At 50.2% G+C, this 19684-nt stretch carries 17 protein-coding genes; 9 read left to right on the forward strand and 8 right to left on the reverse strand.

The annotated features are described in order from the left end of the window. Position 1: 1 nt before the first annotated feature. Together LGV68_RS14640 and LGV68_RS14645 are read right to left on the reverse strand one after the other, a co-directional pair. The gene (locus LGV68_RS14640; protein WP_020329805.1) at positions 2-928 is read right to left on the reverse strand and encodes a DUF58 domain-containing protein; all 927 of its coding nucleotides are present in this window, start codon (positions 926-928) and stop codon (positions 2-4) included. A gap of 9 nt (positions 929-937) precedes the next feature. Beyond that, positions 938-1894 (reverse strand): MoxR family ATPase, encoded by a 957-nt coding sequence (locus tag LGV68_RS14645; protein WP_020329806.1) that lies wholly within the window; start codon positions 1892-1894, stop codon positions 938-940. A 302-nt stretch (positions 1895-2196) separates the two neighbouring features. Here LGV68_RS14645 and LGV68_RS14650 point away from each other — a divergent pair, with 302 nt between their 5' ends. Further along, positions 2197-4113: a methyl-accepting chemotaxis protein gene (locus LGV68_RS14650; protein ID WP_032081710.1), complete on the forward strand. Its 1917-nt coding sequence runs from the start codon at positions 2197-2199 to the stop codon at positions 4111-4113. A 62-nt stretch (positions 4114-4175) separates the two neighbouring features. Further along, entirely contained in the window at positions 4176-4376 is a 201-nt protein-coding gene (locus tag LGV68_RS14655) for a restriction endonuclease subunit S (RefSeq protein WP_020329808.1), read from the forward strand. A gap of 65 nt (positions 4377-4441) precedes the next feature. Here LGV68_RS14655 and LGV68_RS14660 read toward each other — a convergent pair whose 3' ends face one another. After that, a complete protein-coding gene (locus tag LGV68_RS14660) occupies positions 4442-5095 on the reverse strand; it encodes a DsbA family oxidoreductase (protein WP_044365326.1) in 654 nt (217 codons plus the stop codon). Between the two features lie 313 nt (positions 5096-5408). On the opposite strand from LGV68_RS14660, the gene LGV68_RS14665 reads away from it, so the two are divergent. The 5 genes from LGV68_RS14665 (at position 5409) to LGV68_RS14685 (ending at position 12314) form a co-directional block, all read left to right on the forward strand. After that, positions 5409-6767: an alpha-amylase family glycosyl hydrolase gene (locus LGV68_RS14665; protein ID WP_252535582.1), complete on the forward strand. Its 1359-nt coding sequence runs from the start codon at positions 5409-5411 to the stop codon at positions 6765-6767. A gap of 241 nt (positions 6768-7008) precedes the next feature. Then, on the forward strand, positions 7009-7959 hold the full coding sequence (locus LGV68_RS14670; RefSeq protein ID WP_233959247.1) for a DUF4382 domain-containing protein: 951 nt from the start codon (positions 7009-7011) through the stop codon (positions 7957-7959). 559 nt (positions 7960-8518) lie between these two features. Continuing rightward, entirely contained in the window at positions 8519-9727 is a 1209-nt protein-coding gene (locus LGV68_RS14675; RefSeq protein WP_020329812.1) for a NupC/NupG family nucleoside CNT transporter, read from the forward strand. A gap of 212 nt (positions 9728-9939) precedes the next feature. Then, a complete protein-coding gene (gene pepT, locus LGV68_RS14680; RefSeq protein ID WP_024375586.1) occupies positions 9940-11169 on the forward strand; it encodes a peptidase T in 1230 nt (409 codons plus the stop codon). 275 nt (positions 11170-11444) lie between these two features. Further along, positions 11445-12314 carry a mechanosensitive ion channel family protein gene (locus tag LGV68_RS14685; protein ID WP_222738362.1) on the forward strand — a complete coding sequence of 290 codons (870 nt, stop codon included), beginning with the start codon at positions 11445-11447 and terminating at the stop codon, positions 12312-12314. A 66-nt stretch (positions 12315-12380) separates the two neighbouring features. Here the strand turns inward: LGV68_RS14685 and norR are convergent, their stop codons facing one another. Next, on the reverse strand, positions 12381-13967 hold the full coding sequence (gene norR, locus LGV68_RS14690) for a nitric oxide reductase transcriptional regulator NorR (protein WP_020329815.1): 1587 nt from the start codon (positions 13965-13967) through the stop codon (positions 12381-12383). A 232-nt stretch (positions 13968-14199) separates the two neighbouring features. Between norR and hmpA the strand changes: the two genes are divergently transcribed. Continuing rightward, the gene (gene hmpA, locus LGV68_RS14695) at positions 14200-15384 is read left to right on the forward strand and encodes an NO-inducible flavohemoprotein (RefSeq protein ID WP_047462017.1); all 1185 of its coding nucleotides are present in this window, start codon (positions 14200-14202) and stop codon (positions 15382-15384) included. A 61-nt stretch (positions 15385-15445) separates the two neighbouring features. Here the strand turns inward: hmpA and LGV68_RS14700 are convergent, their stop codons facing one another. From LGV68_RS14700 to LGV68_RS14710, 3 genes are all read right to left on the reverse strand, one after another. Further along, the gene (locus tag LGV68_RS14700; RefSeq protein WP_233971813.1) at positions 15446-16489 is read right to left on the reverse strand and encodes a GGDEF domain-containing protein; all 1044 of its coding nucleotides are present in this window, start codon (positions 16487-16489) and stop codon (positions 15446-15448) included. A gap of 180 nt (positions 16490-16669) precedes the next feature. Then, positions 16670-17212, reverse strand: coding sequence for a YaeQ family protein (locus LGV68_RS14705; protein ID WP_252535584.1), 543 nt, complete (start codon positions 17210-17212; stop codon positions 16670-16672). A 115-nt stretch (positions 17213-17327) separates the two neighbouring features. After that, complete coding sequence (locus LGV68_RS14710) at positions 17328-17537, reverse strand: cold-shock protein (RefSeq protein ID WP_000106983.1); 210 nt, start codon at positions 17535-17537, stop codon at positions 17328-17330. Between the two features lie 377 nt (positions 17538-17914). Here LGV68_RS14710 and LGV68_RS14715 point away from each other — a divergent pair, with 377 nt between their 5' ends. Then, positions 17915-18121 (forward strand): ribosome alternative rescue factor ArfA, encoded by a 207-nt coding sequence (locus LGV68_RS14715; protein ID WP_269205753.1) that lies wholly within the window; start codon positions 17915-17917, stop codon positions 18119-18121. Positions 18122-18162: 41 nt separating this feature from the next. Here the strand turns inward: LGV68_RS14715 and LGV68_RS14720 are convergent, their stop codons facing one another. Beyond that, on the reverse strand, positions 18163-19326 hold the full coding sequence (locus tag LGV68_RS14720; protein WP_020432828.1) for a threonine/serine exporter family protein: 1164 nt from the start codon (positions 19324-19326) through the stop codon (positions 18163-18165). Between the last annotated feature and the right edge of the window lie 358 nt (positions 19327-19684).

A 19684-nucleotide genomic window follows, 5' to 3' on the forward strand; every position in this document is an offset into this window, starting at 1 on the left:
ATTATCCGGACAGTTGTTGCAGCAAAGGGATCTCACATGTCAGTGAGCGGTAATCCATCTCCATAGATTGGCTCAATGATTTTAGTTTTTCTTTTTGAGATTCAAAGGCTTTTTTGATGCCTGTGCGCGTACTATTTATCGAAAAGTTGAGCCAGCGCGTTTGTTGGTTATCTCTTACCCGTTCCACACCCCGAAAAGCGGTGTTCCCTTGCTCGAGCGGATCATAAATATGCACCAGACGAACGCGGTTATGCTTGCGCAGCTGGTTGAATAATGGCTTAAGTGAATCGTCGTACCGCACGAAGTCGCTGATCAAAATGACCTCGCTGCCTTTGGGGCACATGCGGTTAAGCACTTGCAGTGCGTTGTGCAACGGCGCTTGTTCAGGCGAGAGACTACTGAGCGCTTCTTGCTGCGCACTGACTAACTGCGCCATTAACTGCAATGGCCCTTTGCGGCGGCTGGTGGGTTTGAGTTCAATCTGCTTGTTGCCCAAGTCAATCACCGCACCAACGCGATCTTTTTGTGCTACGGAGAGCCAGCTGATCAGGCTGGCGACGTGCGCAGCTTGCACGGATTTCAGCATCAGCTGCGAGCCAAACTGCATCGACGCACTTAAATCGATGTACAGCACCACTGGCTTTTCCCGTTCTTCGGTAAACAGCTTGGTGTGCGGCTTGCCCGTGCGCGCCGTGACCCGCCAGTCAATGGCACGAATATCGTCGCCAGGTTGATATTGGCGCACCTCGGCAAAATCCATTCCGCGGCCCAGGCTGCGGCTCTGATGCTGACCGGACATTTGCGTCCATAAGCTGCGCGCCGGCGGAAGCCAGCGTACGCTCTGCTGCTGATACGGCAGTAGCTCTTCGAGGCTCAGTGTTACGCCATTAGCATGGGGTGGCAAATGATGAAGCGGTGTCGTTGCCATGGTTCGACCTTATGCGCTGCCGACCAGAGACAATAAGTGTGCAATCACCTGATTCGGATGCACGCCTTCCGCCTGCGCCTGATAAGTCAGCAGCAAGCGGTGACGCAGCACCGGAAAAACCATCGCCTGCACATCATCCGGGCTCACGAAATCACGTCCGTTCAGCCATGCGTGTGCGCGGGCGCAGCGATCCAGCGCAATCGTCGCACGCGGGCTGACGCCCATTTCAATCCATTCCGCCAGTTTGGCGTCGTACTGCGCAGGGTGGCGGGTTGCCATCACCAGACGAACCAGATACTGCTCAATCGACTCCGCCATATGGATAGCGAGCACCTCTTGGCGCGCTGCGAAAATTTGTGCCTGAGTAACCAGCGGTGGCGTCGCGGTCGCGGTGCCCTGAGCCTCGCCACGATTGAGGCGCAGAATCGCCAGCTCGTGTTCGGCACTTGGGTAATCCACATCCAGATGAAGCAGGAAGCGGTCCAATTGCGCTTCCGGTAGCGGGTAGGTGCCTTCCTGTTCAATCGGGTTCTGAGTTGCCATGACCAGAAACAGCTTTGGCAGACGGTAAGTCTGACGACCAGCGGTAATTTGCTTCTCGGCCATCGCTTCGAGCATCGCCGCCTGCACTTTCGCGGGCGCGCGGTTGATCTCATCGGCCAGGATCAGAGAATTAAAAATCGGTCCGGCCTGAAAAGTAAATTCACCGGTTTCCGGGCGGTAGATATCGGTACCGGTTAAATCGGCGGGTAATAAATCGGGCGTAAATTGAATGCGGTGAAAATCGCCTTCGATACAATCGGCAAGAGATTTGACGGCGCGGGTTTTGGCCAGCCCGGGAGGGCCTTCCACCAGAATATGGCCATCGGCGAGCAGCGCGACGAGTAGCTGTTCAACCAGCGATTCCTGGCCGATGACTTGTTGATTCAGATAGGTCTGTAGTGTTTGAAAAGTCTGTGACTGCATGAAACCCAACTCTCCTTGGCGTTTGTATACCCTTCTTACTCTGGGCATTTAGTGAGTCGTTTGTAAGAAAAGTTCCGCAAAACTTCGACAGAGAGTTTGTTTGGCGAAAAGTTGGTCATTTCTGGACATTCTCGACCATGCTTAGCTCTGGATGATTGGCCGCTTATTGAACGGATTGTGGCCAAATTTGTGAAACCTAAGACATTTATTACATAAAAATCAGAGATAACTCTCAAGAAAGCCACTGAGTGGCCGACAACGTGACTGGTATTGGCAGCAGCCAAGTGTAAAAGGCGGAGAAGATGTTCAAATTCAATAATATGACAATTAAACAAAAGGTGGTGCTCGGAATTACTCTGGCCGTGCTCGCCTCGACCATCATTCTGGGTGTGATGGCTCAACGTCAGGCACGTGATGTGCTCGAGCATCGTTTGGTAGACATTGAGCTGCCATCCATGCTGGAACAGATCAGCGCTCAGATCGACCGCGAAGTGAGTACGCTTCTTCAGGCCGCGGAACAGATCGCCAATAACGAATTCATTAAGCAAGCCATTGCCAACAAGGATATCGATCCTGCGGCAGAGGCGGTACTGGTTAAACAGCTGAACAACGTGCGCAATCAGTACAAACTGAACGACGCCTCGGTGGCCAACCGCAAAACGGCTTATTACTGGAACCAGAATGGCTTCCTGCGCCAGCTTAATCAGCAGCAGGATGGCTGGTTCTTCGGTTTCACCTCATCGGGTAACCAAACCATGGTGAGTATGTTCCAGGAAGCAACGGGCGAAGTGAAAATGTTTGCCAACTATCAGCAGCTGAACGGTGACAGTATGTCCGGTCTGTCCAAGTCGATGGACGACATGGTGAAACTGCTGAACGGTTTCAAAATTGAAGATACCGGTTTTGTGTTCCTGACCGATGCGAAAGGGAACGTGCAGATTCATCGTCAGAAGAATCAGGCCAAAGCGTCGCTCAACAGCCTGTATGGCGCTGACTCAAATCAGTTGCTGAACAAGTCCGGTTTTAACCTGATTAACACTCAGTACAACGGCGAACAAGTGTTTGTCGCGAGTTTGTACATCAAATCGATGGACTGGTTCGTGATTGGTACGGTACCGGTCAACGAAGTGTTCGCCGATCTCGACCAAATGGCGCAGCGTATGTTGATCATCACGATTGTGGTGGCGGCGATTTTCATTGTGATGGGTATTGTGCTGGCGAACAGCATTGCCAATCCGATTCGTCAAATCGCGCAGCGCTTTACTGATCTGGGTAAAGGTGACGGTGACCTGTCACAGCGTATTGAGATCGCGGGTAAAGATGAAATCGCCCAGCTGTCTTCAGGCTTTAACGGTTTTATCGAAAAGATTCATCAGTCGATGAAGGAAGTGGCTTCTACCAGCAATTCACTGCAAGTGGCGGCGGAAACCGTTTCGCACAAAGCCAACACCACTCACGACAACAGCCAACAGCAGCGTGACCAGACCATTCAGGTGGTGACTGCGATTAACCAGATGGGCGCGACCATCTCGGAAATTGCGTCAAATGCGGCAACCGCAGCAGAAACGGCGAATCAGGCTTCAGACAGCACTGACGAAGGCCGTGCCGTAGTGAACAAAGCCAAAGATGCGATCAGCCGACTGGCGGCCGACATCGAAAGTACGGGTCAGGTCGTACAGCAACTGGCAGCCACGACACAAGATATCGGTTCAATCCTTGATGTGATTCGCGATATTTCGGATCAAACCAACCTGCTGGCACTGAACGCGGCAATTGAAGCGGCGCGTGCGGGCGAACAGGGCCGTGGCTTTGCCGTGGTGGCCGATGAAGTGCGTAATCTGGCCAGCCGCACTGCATCCTCGACTGAAGAAATTCAGAAGATGATCAACCAGCTGCAAAGCGATGCCAAAGACGCCGTAACGGCCATGTCGGCGGGTATTGCTGTGACTTCAGAAGGGGTTTCTTCGTCGGATGAAGCGGTGCAGGTGCTGGTGAGTATTTCGGATCGCATTCACGACATCTCGGATCGCAACACGCAAGTGGCCACCGCGACCGAGGAGCAATCAACCGTGGTCCACACCATCAACCAGAACATCGAAGAAATCAATGCCATCAACGAAGTCACCACCAGCACCGCAGAAGAGCTGGCGGAAGCGAGTCAGGAGCTGCGTGACCTGTCGGCACGTCTGGATAAGATGGTTGGCAGCTTTAAGCTCTAGAATCAGGCGGGGGAGTTGGGTAAACTCCCCCTCAGTGATTTATGAACAATTAGGTAAGTAAGATGAGCGATTTTGAGAAAGAACTGGAGCAGATGTCTCAGGAAATGGGGAGCGAGCCAGAGGTGGCGCTGCCAAGCCTGGAAGAGCAGAAAGCGATTGCTGCTGAGCTGAAAAAGCTTGAAGCGGAAGGCAAACTGACGCCGGAAGTGATGGAGCAGTACTTCGGTAAGTTCTTCGCAGAATCTGACACGCCCGTTCACTAAGCTGCGTTCAATAGAATTCAAAAGGCACCGCTCGGTGCCTTTTCTTTTTCTGCACTAACGGAATGTTAGTGCGTTGGTGATTTGCTGACAATCTCACGCAGCATCTGCAAGAGGTTCTCGGTGGTTTGCGCCCCGGATATCAGATGGCGCTGCTCAATGATGATCGCCGGCACGGCGTGAATGCCCGCCTGCAACCACTGCTGCTCGGTATTGGCGACCGCTTTCGCCCAGGATTCGTCCGCCAGAACCTGCTGGCATTCGGCCCGGTTAAGGCCGACCTGTTCTGCCAGGCTGAGCAGCACTTCATCATCGTCCATCACTTGCCCCTGACAGAAGTAAGCATCGAACATCAGCATTTCCAGTTCGCCCTGCTTGTGGTGCTGATTCGCCCACATCAGCAGCTGATGGGCTTTACGTGTGTTGTAGATGTGCATGTCATCAAAAAATTGAAAGGAAAAGCCGACTTCCTGGCCAAAGCGGATGAGCGTATCCCGTGCCTGCTGGCTGGCTTGTGGGGTCGTACCATATTTACGGGCCAGATGTTCACGCAGATTTTCGCCGCCCGGAGCCATGGTGGGATTGAGTTCAAACGGGTGCCAGTGGATCTCCGCCCGGACTTCGTTTGACAGGATGCTGAGTGCGGCTTGCAGCCTTTTGTAACCGATGATGCACCAAGGGCAGACAACATCGGAGACGATGTCAATTCGAAGTGTGCGCATTTCAATCTCCGTCGTTTAATGGGTGTGTTTGTAACTGTTTGAGTTTGATGGATTGTGGCCAGTGGCCACGCTCAGATGGGGTGTCGACCCTGCAACTAAGTATAGCTTTTGCATGATCGGTTACTTGGGAGTGAGTCAAAGTTTAACCAAATCGGTGCAAGATCGATGATCTACGCCCTGACTCTCAACCATAAATTATTCTCCAAAGGGGGATTGCGACATGATTGGTCGATTTATAATCAGCGTCAAGATTAGCAAGCTGCATTCACTTTCTTCGTTTTCTTCGCTTGCTAACGCAGAAGGAGCATAAATCATGATCAGTTCTCATCCGACGGATGTCATTTTGCATGCGTTCGACTGGCCATATTCTTTGATTACTGAGCGAGCTGGCGTTATTGAGCAGGCTGGCTACAAAGCGGTGCTGGTTTCGCCACCGATGAAATCTTATCAACACCCATCCGGTACTCCCTGGTGGCAGCGTTATCAGCCGCAGGACTATCGGGTTATCGACAACCAACTTGGCAACACCGAAGACTTTATTAACATGATCAAAGCGTTAAAGGCGCTGGATCTTCGCGTATATGCTGATGTGGTGTTTAACCACATGGCCAATGAATCCAAACAGAGGCTTGATCTGCAATATCCGAGTGAGGCGGATATGAAGGCCTATCGCAAACGTTCAGGCTACTACCAGAATCAGTGTCTGTTCGGCGATTTGTCTCAGCCGTTGTTCAACGAAGATGATTTCGTCGAAGCCTTCGGAATTAAAGATTGGAAAGACAAATGGCAGGTGCAGAACGGGCGCATTACCGGCGGCCCGCATGACCAAGGTTTGCCAACACTGCGAGACAACGACCATGTAGTGACACAGCAGCAACACTACCTGTTGGCGCTGAAAAATCTCGGTGTAAAAGGCTTTCGAATTGATGCCGCTAAGCACATGACGATTGAGCATCTGAAAAAAGTCTGGACGGAAGAGATTACCCGCGATGTGCACATCTTTGGTGAAATTATCACCGATGGTGGTGCAACCAAGGAAGAGTATCAGCTGTTTTTGCAGCCGTATCTGGAAGAGACCCGACTTGGGGCCTACGACTTTCCGCTGTTCCAGACGTTGTTTAATGCACTGCAACCGGGTGGCAGCCTGAAAGGGTTGATTGATCCCTATTGTTTTGGTGAAGCGCTCTCCAAAGAGCGGGCGATTACGTTTGCCATCACCCATGACATTCCCAACAACGATGTATTCGCCAATCTGGTGATGACGCCACAATGTGAGGCGCTGGCTTACAGCTATGTATTGGGACGTGACGGTGGTGTGCCATTGATCTACACCGATCTGGATCCGAGTGGTATTCGTGATGGAGCAGGGAAGCCGCGCTGGCGGGACAGCTGGCGCGATACGCAGATGGTCGCCAGAATCGCATTTCACAACCGCATGCACGGTTTGCCGATGGTGAACATTGAAGCCAATGATGATCTGCTGGTGTTCAGCCGTGGTGAAAAAGGCGTGGTGATCATCAACAAGTCATCCCGCAGTCAGACGGTGGAGCTCAACTGGCCGCAGTCACTGACGGATGTACTGAGTGGCGAGACGTTTGCGTCTGATGGCACGCAAGTGATGATAGAGACGGCATCGATGGGCAGCAGGATGTTGTGGGTGAGCGAAAAATAGATAAAAAAATAGCCGCAGCGGCCACTGCGGCTAATACATTGAAAAGACAGGAGTTTATAAACTTAACAACGTGGATAGGTCTTCGATTGTATTTGATTTAAAAGACTTTTTTACACTTAAAATGACAGCGTTTTGTAAAATTGCGTCAATTTGTCAGGTTACTGCCAGAATGCTCACTACGTTGTCGAGGAACGATTTTTCCGCACTATAATTGATGAGTGTATCAATAAGTGGTGTGAACATGAAAATCTTACCTTGGATGGCACTCAGCAGTGCTGCTCTTTTACTTGCGGGCTGCGGTGGCGGCGATGATTCATCTGTACAAACGTCTAAAGTTTCCTTTTCGGTTTCAGATGCACCAGTCGACAGCGCAAGCTCCGTTACCATCGGTTTTACTCAGGTAGAGCTGGTTCAAGCAGACGGGTCGTCGATCTATCTGGACGTCAATCCTTCGGATCCCAGTATGGATTATGAGCAGATTGACCTAATGGATTATCAAGGTACCGACTCGAAGTTGATCATCACCAGCCAGTCGATCCCGGTGGGTACTTATAAAAACCTGATCCTGCACATCAGCACCGAATCGAACGTGAATTTCGTCGTGGATGAAGACGGCACTCAGGCGCTCAAGCAACCTAGTAATAAGCTGCAACTGGGCAGCTTCACTGTCAGCGATGAAGCCACACAAGCGTTCACAATTGAATTTGATCTGCGATACTCACTGGTGATGCGTGGCAGCAGTGGCAGCACCAATGGTTACATTTTAAAACCTCATGGTGTGTCTATTGTGAGCAACGATGAAGCCACCAGTTTGTCTGGCACCGTCGACCCAACCCTCTTTGATGAAGGCACCTGTTTGCTGAGTACTGGCAAATATGTGTACCTCTATCAGGGCAGCGTAGCGACATCGACGCTGGGCGACCTGGTGGACGAAAGTGATTCTGAATTTAACACTGTGGTGCCAGATGGCGTGGTCTCTCCATACAGCTCTACGGAAGTGGCTGATGATGGCAGCTATGCCTTTGGTTATCTTCCGGAAGGGGATTATACCGTTGCGTTTAATTGTGACGGTGATGACGACAGCGCGATTCAGTACGACGGCCTGACCATTCCAAACCCGGATGGCCAAGTGGCTGAAGTGACGCTGACTATGGGAACAACGAGTACAGTGAACTTTACCCCTGTGCTTTAATCGCTGAACGCACAAATAAAAGCGCCTCGAGGATCCGAAGACAGATCACAAGAGGCAATGACGTTGTTAGCGATTTTAGTATCTAAAGGGATTTTAGAGAGACTTAATTAAACGTAGACGCGATAGCTCAAACTGCAAATTGCAGGCTGAGTATCGCGCCTTTTTTATTCTATTCTGGAAGCGAAGTGGCATTTTAAATGCGCTTGGGTGCATAACTCGTCCCCCTTATTACCCAATGTGTTGATCAATTGTTCAATGGATGAACGCTTGAACGTTTGCGTCAAAAAATGTGATGAAGTTCTATTTTCTATCGCTATACTTTCCGCCCGGCTATGAGCCGGTGCTCAGCCAATACAAGCCGTCACATGGAACTGTGAATGACCCCACGGACCGGACCAGCTGCGATCCATCCAACGCTTGTATAAGGTGATCTCTCATGAACAATTTGTTCTCTCTTCACAGTGCGCTGTCTGCCGACATTGCCGATGAGGTGCGTGCTTCCTCCTTTACCAAGTTTTTGGTTTTTCCTTTTATTACAAAATGTTAACTGGGTAAAACAATGACACTTTTATTTGGATTCATCGGTGTTCTGGTGCTGGTACTGTGCGCGGTGGCGTTATCGGAAAGCCGCAAATCAATCAACTGGAAAACTGTCTCCCGCGCGCTTTTACTGCAAGTGGGTTTTGCCGCGCTGGTACTTTATTTCCCTTGGGGACAAAGTGCGCTGGCGTCATTGAGTGGCGGGGTTTCCAGCTTATTGGGCTTTGCCGATGCGGGCATCAACTTCCTGTTTGGTGACCTGGCGAATTCGGGCTTTATCTTTGCTATTCGCGTCCTGCCCATCATCATTTTCTTCAGCGCGCTGATTTCTGCGCTTTACTACCTCGGCATCATGCAAAAGGTGATTGAGTTCATTGGTGGTGGTATTCAGAAATTCCTCGGCACCAGTAAAGCCGAATCGCTGGTGGCAACGGGCAACATCTTTTTATCGCAGGGTGAATCTCCGCTGTTGGTGCGTCCGTTCCTGTCACGCATGACCCGTTCAGAGCTGTTTGCGGTAATGGCGGGCGGTATGGCCTCGGTTGCGGGCAGCGTTCTGGGTGGCTACGCAGGCCTGGGTGTGGATCTGAAATACCTGATTGCGGCAAGTTTCATGGCGGCTCCTGGCAGCCTGCTGATGGCGAAAATCATTGTGCCAGAGCGCGATACGCCGGTGGATCAGAGCGATATTGAAATGGACAGTGCCAAAGACAGCAACGTGATTGACGCCCTTGCCAGCGGCGCGATGAACGGTATGAAAGTCGCGGTGGCGGTTGGCACCATGCTGATCGCGTTCGTCAGCGTGATCGCCATGGTCAACACGGGTCTGGAAAGCTTGGGTGAAGTGCTGGGCTTTAGCGGCGTCACTCTGCAAGCGCTGTTTGGCTACTTGTTCTCGCCACTGGCATGGGTGATTGGCGTGCCAAGCAGTGATGTGCTGATGGCGGGTTCTTACATTGGTCAGAAAATCGTGATGAACGAGTTCGTTGCCTTCATCGACTTTGTTGACCACCGTGCACTGCTGAGTGAGCACTCGCAAGTGATTGTGACTTTCGCACTGTGTGGCTTTGCCAATATTGGTTCTATTGCGATTCAGTTGGGTTCGATTGGGGTAATCGCGCCAGAGCGCCGCTCTGAAGTAGCGAACCTCGGCATTAAGGCGGTACTCGCTGGTACGTTAGCTAACCTGATGAGTGCCTGTTTAGCCGGCATCTTTATCTCGCTGTAATGCTTTTCACGCCCGTCTCTTCCTGAGGCGGGCGTTTCTGTTCTAATCCACCAAAAACTGATTTATAGCAAATCATCCTCCTGAAGAATCCGTACTATGGATTGCAATTGGCTGCGTATCTCAGCACCGAATGTTGCATCGCTGGGAGTAAGCGCGTTTTCTTTCAGTTGAGGAGAAGCTCAACTGCGTTTTGACAGACAGTGAGACTTGCTATGGATAATCTTGTGGGGCGTTTTCTACGCTATGTAACCTACGACACTCAATCGAAACCGAAAAACCACCACTGTCCGAGTTCGACTGGTCAGAAAGTGTTTGCTCTGGCGCTGCACGACGAGCTGCTGGAACTGGGGCTGAGCGAGGTCAGTATGGACGAGCATGGTTATGTCATGGCTAAGCTGCCGTCCAATGTGAATTATCCGGTGCCGCCGATCGGCTTTATCGCGCACATGGACACTGCACCCGATGCCCCCGGTAAGCATGTGAAACCGCAAATCGTGGAAAACTATCAGGGTGGCGACATCGCGCTGGGTAAGGGAGACGAAGTACTGTCACCGATTCAATACCCGGATCTGCATCATCTGCATGGTTATAACCTCATCACCACTGATGGCAACACTCTGCTCGGAGCTGACAACAAGGCGGGTATCGCGGAAATCATAACCGCAGTCGAAATGCTGATGGCGGATCCTTCGATTCCCCACGGGGATATTTGCATTGCTTTCACCCCGGATGAAGAGATTGGCCGCGGCGCGAATCATTTTGACGTGAAGAAGTTTGGCGCGCAGTGGGCATATACCGTTGATGGTGGACCTGTGGGCGAGTTGGAATATGAAAATTTCCACGCCGCGAGCGCGGAAGTGATTTGTCACGGCGTGAACGTGCACCCGGGGACTGCCAAAGGCAAGATGGTGAATGCGATGCACATCTCAGCGCGCTTTATCCTGATGATGCCAGAGCAGGAAACACCGGAGTGTACCGAAGGCTATCAGGGTTTCTATCATCTTAAGTCTGCCAAAATGGGCGTGGCGAAAACGCAACTGGATTATTTGATCCGCGATTTTGAACGTGAGGGCTTACAAGCTCGCAAAGCGTTTTTGCAGCAAACGGTGGACGAGTTAAACCGTCAACTCAAGAAAGGCCATGTGGAGTTAGTGGTCAACGACAGCTATGCCAACATGAAAGAGATGATTGAACCGCATCCGCACATCATTGAGTTAGCGAAAACAGCGATGGAAGCGTGCGACGTACAGCCGCTGATCAAACCGATTCGTGGCGGGACTGATGGCGCACGTTTGTCATTCATGGGGTTGCCATGTCCGAACATTTTTACTGGTGGCTACAACTTCCACGGTATTCATGAGTTCATTACCATTGAAGGCATGGAACAGGCAGTTCGAGTGATTGTGAAACTGGCGGAAAATACCGCGCATCATTATCGCTAATTGTCCTCATCTTCTTATATTCCGGCGCCGCTTTGCCTCTGTAAAGCGGCGCTTTGTTTTGTGGCGGAATCTCTTGACGCCCACGTTTATTCAACTGCCTGCGCACTAGTTAAGCGGGATAGGGATAAACCTTTGACAGGGCGCATAGAACGAGCAGCCTGTGCCGACACTCCCGCGTTACTTGGTTACAATGCCCCAAATTTGAATTAATCACAGAGTTTAATCATCCGCAGAGATGAATGGCAGTCGCTGTGCACAGAAAGTAGGAGAAGGTAGTGGAGAAGCTCAACGCGGTTATCGATTATCTGCTGACACACAAACTTATATTTACACTCATCATTTTACTGTTCGCGGTGTTCACGCGCCGGGTTGCGCTGTCGCAGATCCGTGGCGATGCGGCATTTTTAACCGAACATCAACGGAAATGGATGTCGAGTACCAAAAACGGTACCTTTGCCGCCACCTTGTTTGTGCTGTTTGTCTTGTGGCAACCGGAGATCAGCCAGTTTGCGTTGTCTGTTACCGCGATAGCCGTGGCTATTGTGGTTGCGTCCAAAGAGATCATCCTCTGTTTTACCGGTTCGATTCAGCGCGCCAGCTCGCGCTCATTCCGCATTGGCGACTGGATTGAAGTCGGCAAACTGAGCGGCGAAGTGATTGAGCACAACATGATGGCGACGGTGATTCAGGAAATCGACCTGCAACATGGCCAGTATCATTACACCGGCAAGACGGCGACTTTGCCGAACAGCATGTTTTTTACCTTTCCGGTCAAAAACCTCAATTTTATGAAACGCTACGTATTTCATAACTTCACGGTGGTGGTGCCGGAATTTGTGAATCTTTATCCGTTAGTGCCTGTCATGCATGAACGGATTGAAGAGCACTTCTCGCACTTTATTGATGTCGCGCGCCGCTACAACAGCATGATTGAAAAGCACGCTGGCGTGGATTTGCCGAATGCCGAGCCACACATAGACATTACCAGTGCGCCAGCGGGAGAGCAGATTGTGCACTTCATGATTTTCTGTCCGACCGAGCGTGCAACGCATCTTGAGCAGTTGATTCGCCGTGATTTTATGGAAGAGTACGAGCGAGCGTTTCCACGCCAGCCGACTCTCGCAGAGCCTTCAGCTGCGGCCTGATTTGATTGGCGATAAAAACAAAAGGGATAACCGATGTTATCCCTTTTTTGTGCGCATTGTGTGAGGTTAATTCTGCTCAATCTTGTGTGTTTTCGTCACATTCAGCCCAAGACGTTTGGCAAGGCGAGTCAGGTTTGCCCGATCAATTTGGAGCAGGCGACCCGCTTTCGCCCAGTTAAAATCGGCTTGAGTCAGCGCCTCACTGACTAAGCGACGCTGAAAATCATCGGTGGCATCACGCAATCCCTTCGACAGATCAACCGCCGGCTCGGCTGCCGCTTTCACCGCCGTTTTCGCTGGGGTATGAGCTTCGCCTTCCAGTACACCGATATCTTCGGCGCTGACGGTGATCAGCGTCTGCATCGGATGCTTGGCACGCGCTTTTAATGCAGCGCGGTTGATGACGTGCTCCAGTTCGCGCACGTTGCCAGGCCAAGAGTAGTAGATCAGTTGGCTGAGCGCTTCCTGATGAATTTTGAGCTGCACGATGCCGAGTTTACGCCGTGCCACTTCGAGGAAATAACCAGCCAGCAATGTGACATCGCCATTACGTTCGCGCAGTGCCGGAACGTGAATAGGATACACACTCAGGCGATGGTAGAGGTCCGCGCGGAAGCGGCCCGCTTCGACTTCCTGTTTTAAGTCGCGGTTGGTCGCGGCAAGAATACGCACGTTGATGGTCTGCACCTGATCTTGACCCACTGGCTGAATCTCGTTGTTCTGCAGCGCACGCAAGATTTTACTTTGTGCCGCCAGTGGCAGTTCGCCGATCTCATCCAGAAACAGGGTGCCGCCGTCTGCCAACGCAAACTTCCCGAGACGATGGCGATCGGCGCCGGTAAAAGCGCCTTTGACGTGACCAAACAATTCGCTTTCAACCAAATTTTCCGGAATGGCGGCGCAGTTAACGTAAATCAACGGTTGGCGTTTACGCGGTGACAGATGATGGATGGTGCGCGCCACCAGCTCTTTACCCACGCCAGTTTCACCGTGAATCAGAATATTAAAGTTGGACGGCGCGACGACTTCCAAATCGGCCTTCATTACCTGCATGGCGTCACTAGACCCAATAATTTCGCCACCATCACGTTCCCACGCTTCTTCATTGAGCTCTTCCAGACGCTGCTGGGTCTGCTTTGCCTGCGCTTCGAGCTGAGAAAAGGTCAGCGCCATTTTTAGGGTCGAAGCGGCGATGGCGGATAACACTTCCAGGCTGCGCAGCGGAATATGTTCAAACGCGTTGGTCGTCAGGCTGTCGAGCGTCAGTACGCCGAGCAGTTTGTCTCCGAAAATCAGCGGCAACCCCATGCAGGAGTGCATTGGCAGGTCATCATCGTGATCCATCAGCAGGCCGTCAAACGGGTCGGGCAGTGTACTGTCGGCGTCAAAGCGTACCGGAGTCGTTGAGGCGCAAATTTGATTCAGACGCGGGTGTTCATGAATGAGAAAACGGCGTCCGAGAGTATCGCGGGTCAGGCCCTGCATCGCCAGCGGCACCAGCGTGTCGCCCTGCAGCGACATCAACGCCACGCAGTCGCATTGAATCGTCTTTCGCACCGCATCCAACAATCGGTTGAAACGGTCTTCATCATTGAGCCCGCTCGCCAGGCCGATGGTCATATCGACCAGCGTCGAAATAGAAAAATCCTGCATTCTAGAGTCCAAATGTTCGTTTTGGATAGTTTAGTGTCAAAGTGACCTGATTGAAAAGAGTTAATTTGACTCATTGCTTGTGATTGAAATTAAATCAAATTATTAAAAATCAATAAGATATGAATTGGTACGGATAGTGCAATATCAGATTCAGAAAGTCATGCTTTAAACCAGACAGAGTGGTCTTTAGCCACCTTACAATTTGTATCCACCTTTGAGGAGAATTGGATCTATGCTCAACAATCATAATATTGCCATCATCAAAAGCACCATTCCTTTGCTTGAGTCCGCAGGTCCTGCGCTGACTCAACATTTTTATCAGCGCATGTTCAGCCACAACCCGGAACTGAAAGACATCTTCAACATGACACACCAAAAAACGGGTCGTCAGAGTGTTGCGCTGTTTGAAGCCATTGCGGCGTACGCCAAGAACATCGAAAACCTTGCCGCGCTGACGGCAGCAGTTGAACGTATTGCGCATAAACATACCAGCTTCAACATTCAGCCAGAACACTACCAAATCGTGGGTCATCATCTGATTGAAACCCTGCGTGAACTGGCGCCTGACGCATTCACACAAGAAGTGGAAGAAGCGTGGACGGCAGCCTATCTGTTCCTGGCCAAAGTGTTTATTGACCGGGAAGGCGAACTGTATTTGCAGCGCAAACAAGCCGTCGGTGGTTGGGCGAATGCGCGCGAATTTGTCGTTGCAGAAAAACGAGTGGAATCGGAGCTGGTGACCAGTTTCATTCTGGCACCAAAAGATGGCGGGTCTGTCTTGGATTATCAGCCGGGTCAGTATATTGGGATTGAAGTAACGCCAAAGGGTGGTCAGTACAAAGAGATCCGTCAGTACTCACTATCACAAGCACCAAATGGTGTGAACTACCGCATTTCAGTTAAGCGTGAAGGTGTTGGCAGCGAGTTTGAAGGTTTGGTGTCAAATCACCTGCATGACCATGTTGAAGAGGGGGATAGTGTCTCGCTATACGCTCCGGCTGGTGATTTCTTCTATGTTGAGCGTGATCGCCCGGTGGTCCTGATTTCTGCTGGTGTGGGCGCGACACCCGTTCAGGCCATGCTGCAAACTCTGGCTCAGGGTGAGAAACAGCAGGTGACTTATCTGCACGCGTGTAACTCGCCTTTGCAGCACTCTTTTGTTGACGAAACTGCAACCCTGATAGCGGTAAAAGGCTGGCAGCAGCATATCTGGTATCTGAATGGTCAACGCGGCGCTTCGCGCTCTGGAGCGATGGATCTCAGTCTGGTTGATCTGCCACTGACAGATGGTGACTTCTATTTGTGTGGCCCACTGGCCTTCATGGAAAGCATCGTGAAACAGCTAATGGCTCTGGGTGTGAGTGGTGAGCGTATTCACTACGAAGTATTTGGTCCGCACGCTACGCTCAATGCCTGATTACTGAGACATCATCAAGAACACCAAAAGGCCCTGCGGGGCCTTTTTTCATGGAAGGATACTAGTAACGGAATGTCGAGACGATACGGTTTTTGCCTTCCGACTTCGCGCTGTAAAGCGCTTTGTCGACGTTACGCAGCGTCGCTTCATAGTCACCGAGATCATGCTGAGCCAGCCCAATACTGATGGATACTGGTGCTTTGATCTCAAAATTAGTGGTCGCGACTTTTGCCCGTGCCTGTTCAGTCAAATGGTAGATATCCTCACTGTCGCCTTCAGTAAGCAGTACAATGAACTCTTCGCCACCCCAGCGTCCAACAATCCCCACACTGGCAAACGACTGGGTGAGCACATCGGCAATTCCTTTCAGGACGTTATCTCCGGCCACGTGGCCGAATTGATCGTTGACCATCTTAAAGTTATCAACGTCAATCATGGCCACATGGAAGGGACGAGTGCTGTTGGCAATGCGGCGCTCAATATAGTGGCGGTTGAACACACCCGTAAGAGAATCGGTCATCGCCAGTTTTTCCAGCTTGAGGTTGGCCTCGTTCATTTTCCGGTATGCATGCAAGCGACTGGCGTCGAAATACCAAATGATGATGGCTAATGTGATCCAAACGACCACCAAATTGATGTAGCTGGCAAAGTTATCTTCTGCGGGTTGCCAAACATCCATGTGCGACAGCATGAAGTAGTTAAAGACGGCAAACTGGATGGCAATCGCGGGGAGTGAAATTTTTCTGGGCAGTAATGCAATTGCAACGACTGGCGTGATCAACCCAAAAATTAAAGCGTATTCGCGGTTCCCTTCATCAAACATATAAAAATGGGTCAACAGGAAAATCACGCAGGTGAGTAGTACTGCTGACATGCAGGCCTTTTTCTTAACAAACAGAAGGTATTGGGTATAACAGACAATCGCCAGTGTTGTCAGATGCGCGTATACCAAAGGAGGATAGAAATCGAGAACCGTATTGTAGAACAAGAAAAAGACGTTGTTTGCAGCGAGCAACATCGCCGATGCGCAATTGAGATATATACGCCGGTACTGCTCGTCATCGTTAGTCAGACGAAGGTGGTGGTTGATAAGCCGTGCAATCATTTTTAGTCCAGTAGCCGGTAGCCTGACGTCCTTTTCTCAACAAAGATGTAACAATTTGCTGAAGTGTCCATTTTTTAAGACTGAATTTTTGCGCCCTATGTTGCCGGAAAATCACAAGTTTCTCTAGTTATGATTGTTCCGGCGATTCCAAAAGTTTGATGTCTATTGAAATGTGTGCAATTAGTCTGGTAACGCTTGCAGCAGATCGAAGTTGATCTCGTGGCTGTTGAGGTCACCTTCAACGAATACGGTATGACCCGTAATCATTACCGAGAGGTCAACCGTGCGTTTGGGATTCGCAGCTAAGGCAGTGATTGCTTCAGGGTCAAAGCGCACAATTTCAGCGCTGTGGTAGCCTAGTTTACCTTTGTTCTGTTGCCACCAGATATCTGACTTGGTTTGATAGGTGTAGACTTTTACTACATCGGCCAGGCGGGTCGCCTTTTTCACCCGTTCGACCTCTGGCTCACCTAATTCGATCCAGAGTTCGTTGTGCCCGGCTAAGTCTTGTTGCCAGATGTCCGGCTCGCTGGTGGTCGAAATGCCTTTGGTAAACTGTAGTTGAGGGTGGGCATTAAGACAGTAAGCCAGTACACGTGTCATCATGCGCTCTTCGGTTTCTGAAGGGTGGAGTGCCACGGTAAGGTTGAGCGTATCGTAATGATCGCGGTTCATGTCCGTCAGTGCGATGCGGAACTTATAAATGGTTGGTTTCAGTGCCATGAAAACGGCTCACACTTTAACTTTAAGGGATAAGGATTATACGAGCCTGAAAAGTGGGAGGCCCAATAACGAAAATAGCCAGCTAAAAGCTGGCTATTAAAATTCGGAAAGTCTATTACAGAACTTTGATGCTTTCTGCTTGAGGACCTTTTTGGCCTTGAGTGATTACGAACTCAACTTTTTGACCTTCAGCAAGAGTGCGGAAACCGTCACCTTGGATTGCGCTGAAGTGAGCAAAAACGTCAGGACCGTTTTCTTGTTTGATGAAGCCGAAGCCTTTAGTTTCGTTGAACCATTTAACGGTACCAGTAACTGGAGTAGACATAGTGTATATCCTAAAAAAATTTAAATATTGTGGCCGATCACGGCGCGGATAGCGTGGAAAAGTAGATTGCTATTGCGTACGACACGACGGGAGTTACAAGTAATCCAACGAATGTGTATACAAAGAACTTCATTTCTAGCTGCTAACGAGTCTAGAGCAATCCGTAGGGTTGTCAATCGAATCTTGATGTCTCTCGAAAAGCTTTTTCAGATTTTGTCAGATTTTATGCTCTATGCGCCATTTCTGTGCAATTGTGTATGTACTCATTCTTAAAAATAGTGGCCCCAGTTCCTCGTAGATGATTGACACGCCAAGATTTCGGCGCAAAATGTGCTACGAAAATGTAATCACATGTTAATGCCAATACAAAGGAGGCGATGATGAGTCATTCATCAAAGATGTCTCGTGACAATCCGGTAATAGAAACCGAGTTTGGTCGCGGTACGATCAAAGACAACGCGTTAAAAGCCGTCGTTACCAGTCAGTTGTTCAGACAACGAGTCGAGAAAGCGAAAAAAGGGAAAGGTAGTTTCAGCCGCAAAATGAAACACAGAGGGAAAGAGCCCTATTCAAAAGCCGCTTAAGAGTGACTTTCGAATAGGGCTCTTAACTTAGGGCAACATGATTAACGTTCGATTTTAGGAGAGTAAATCGAATAGGCGGTAATCTGGCCCGCAACGATGGCGGAAAACATAAACAACGCCGATAGGCCAATGCTTGGGATTGGCAGAATCGACTGTTCAAATACCGATTGGCTGGCGCTGATCAACACCCGGCTACCCGGAACCAGAATAATGATCCCCTGAACGATATAGATGGAGCCTGTGAGCTCCATTTTTTTGGCCAGCCAGGTGCCATACAAAGTGATCAGTACGGTCGTTACCCAGGTGCCCACCACCCATCCTGCATCAAAGCCGAGATAAAATGGTCCCCACATCCCCAATACGGCGACGGGCAAACCGAGCAGAATATCTTTCGGGCGTGCATTAAACAGGACACCGATCGATGTCGAGAGCAGGAACAAGCCGAAAATATGCAGGGCCAGCGGTACTTCGTTTTTGTACGTTGTCGCCGGAGCTTGACCCCATATCGCTTCCCCGATGTTTAAACCAATCACAATGCCGACAAAAAGCTTAATGAGCGTCAGCGCACTCTGACCGAATAAACTGGTGCCGGAGACCAGGTCGTTGAAGGCCAAACATTCCAACGAGTTCGCAATTGATAATCCGGGGACAAATAGAATCACGGCCGCAACACATAACGCCCAAACCGGAATGGGTAAGCCGGTACTGGCCAGAAATGCCACCAGCACACCAGTAATAAGTGCAGCCACAAATTCCACCGCAATCGCTCGGCGTGAATGGCAAATCAGTTGACTGATCCAAACCAGAAAGCCAAGTAACACGGCGATCATAACCGCTTCCAGCGTACTCCCCACTAACATCAGATAGGCTGGCGGAATTCCCATATTGGCGAGCGCGATGATCCATTTGGGATAACCAATGGGTTCGGGAACTGGTTCATGGCTTGGCTGGTTGATACGGATAATCGTATTGGCCAGCAAGCTAAGGTTAATTGAAGCTGGCTTTAAACGTTTCATGACCACAGCGTTGTTGTCGTCTGGAAACTGGTAGTTGATCGTTGTCGGTGTCGCCTGAATCATCACATCCACCCCATGTTTTTGCGCATAAAACTGGGTGTATTTTTCTACTTTATAAGGGGCACATCCGCTGCGATGAAGTGTGTCGCCAATCTCAACAATTTTGTCGATTCGATACTGTGACGGCATGAGGTGAAAGTGAGGTTAATCAAAGGTGGCGCAAAAGTAGCAGAGAGCAATCCCTAAGACGATAACCCTCGCGTTGTTAAATCGGTCAATAGTTTAAAAGTGTGATACAGCTATCTCTTCCGTTCCTCCTCTTTTCTGCCATTTTCAATCTCCGTAATCAGTGCTCCTTTCCATTTTTGCAATCTGAAGTTTTTCGCCGTGGGTTAACTGTGCGCTGATCACAAAATGAAAACATTAGTCATAAAAAAATTATGGTTAATTTTTTGTTTCAAAATGTCATCTTTCGAAAAGATGTCTCGCGCTAAGCTTTGGTAAGTCTAAAAGTGTCTCTCTGCCTAATTTAACGCTTAATTAACAA

The organism is Vibrio sp. LQ2 (genome assembly GCF_023920125.1).
Lineage (GTDB): Bacteria > Pseudomonadota > Gammaproteobacteria > Enterobacterales > Vibrionaceae > Vibrio > Vibrio fluvialis.

Coding starts and splice junctions, on each gene's coding strand:
- LGV68_RS14670 (WP_233959247.1), top strand. CDS start 7,009: ATGAAAATCTTACCTTGGATGGCACTCAGCAGTGCTGCTCTTTTACTT.
- LGV68_RS14675 (WP_020329812.1), top strand. CDS start 8,519: ATGACACTTTTATTTGGATTCATCGGTGTTCTGGTGCTGGTACTGTGC.
- LGV68_RS14700 (WP_233971813.1), bottom strand. CDS start 16,489: ATGATTGCACGGCTTATCAACCACCACCTTCGTCTGACTAACGATGAC.
- hmpA (WP_047462017.1), top strand. CDS start 14,200: ATGCTCAACAATCATAATATTGCCATCATCAAAAGCACCATTCCTTTG.
- LGV68_RS14720 (WP_020432828.1), bottom strand. CDS start 19,326: ATGCCGTCACAGTATCGAATCGACAAAATTGTTGAGATTGGCGACACA.
- LGV68_RS14665 (WP_252535582.1), top strand. CDS start 5,409: ATGATCAGTTCTCATCCGACGGATGTCATTTTGCATGCGTTCGACTGG.
- norR (WP_020329815.1), bottom strand. CDS start 13,967: ATGCAGGATTTTTCTATTTCGACGCTGGTCGATATGACCATCGGCCTG.
- LGV68_RS14640 (WP_020329805.1), bottom strand. CDS start 928: ATGGCAACGACACCGCTTCATCATTTGCCACCCCATGCTAATGGCGTA.
- LGV68_RS14710 (WP_000106983.1), bottom strand. CDS start 17,537: ATGTCTACTCCAGTTACTGGTACCGTTAAATGGTTCAACGAAACTAAA.
- LGV68_RS14655 (WP_020329808.1), top strand. CDS start 4,176: ATGAGCGATTTTGAGAAAGAACTGGAGCAGATGTCTCAGGAAATGGGG.
- LGV68_RS14645 (WP_020329806.1), bottom strand. CDS start 1,894: ATGCAGTCACAGACTTTTCAAACACTACAGACCTATCTGAATCAACAA.
- pepT (WP_024375586.1), top strand. CDS start 9,940: ATGGATAATCTTGTGGGGCGTTTTCTACGCTATGTAACCTACGACACT.
- LGV68_RS14650 (WP_032081710.1), top strand. CDS start 2,197: ATGTTCAAATTCAATAATATGACAATTAAACAAAAGGTGGTGCTCGGA.
- LGV68_RS14705 (WP_252535584.1), bottom strand. CDS start 17,212: ATGGCACTGAAACCAACCATTTATAAGTTCCGCATCGCACTGACGGAC.
- LGV68_RS14660 (WP_044365326.1), bottom strand. CDS start 5,095: ATGCGCACACTTCGAATTGACATCGTCTCCGATGTTGTCTGCCCTTGG.
- LGV68_RS14715 (WP_269205753.1), top strand. CDS start 17,915: ATGATGAGTCATTCATCAAAGATGTCTCGTGACAATCCGGTAATAGAA.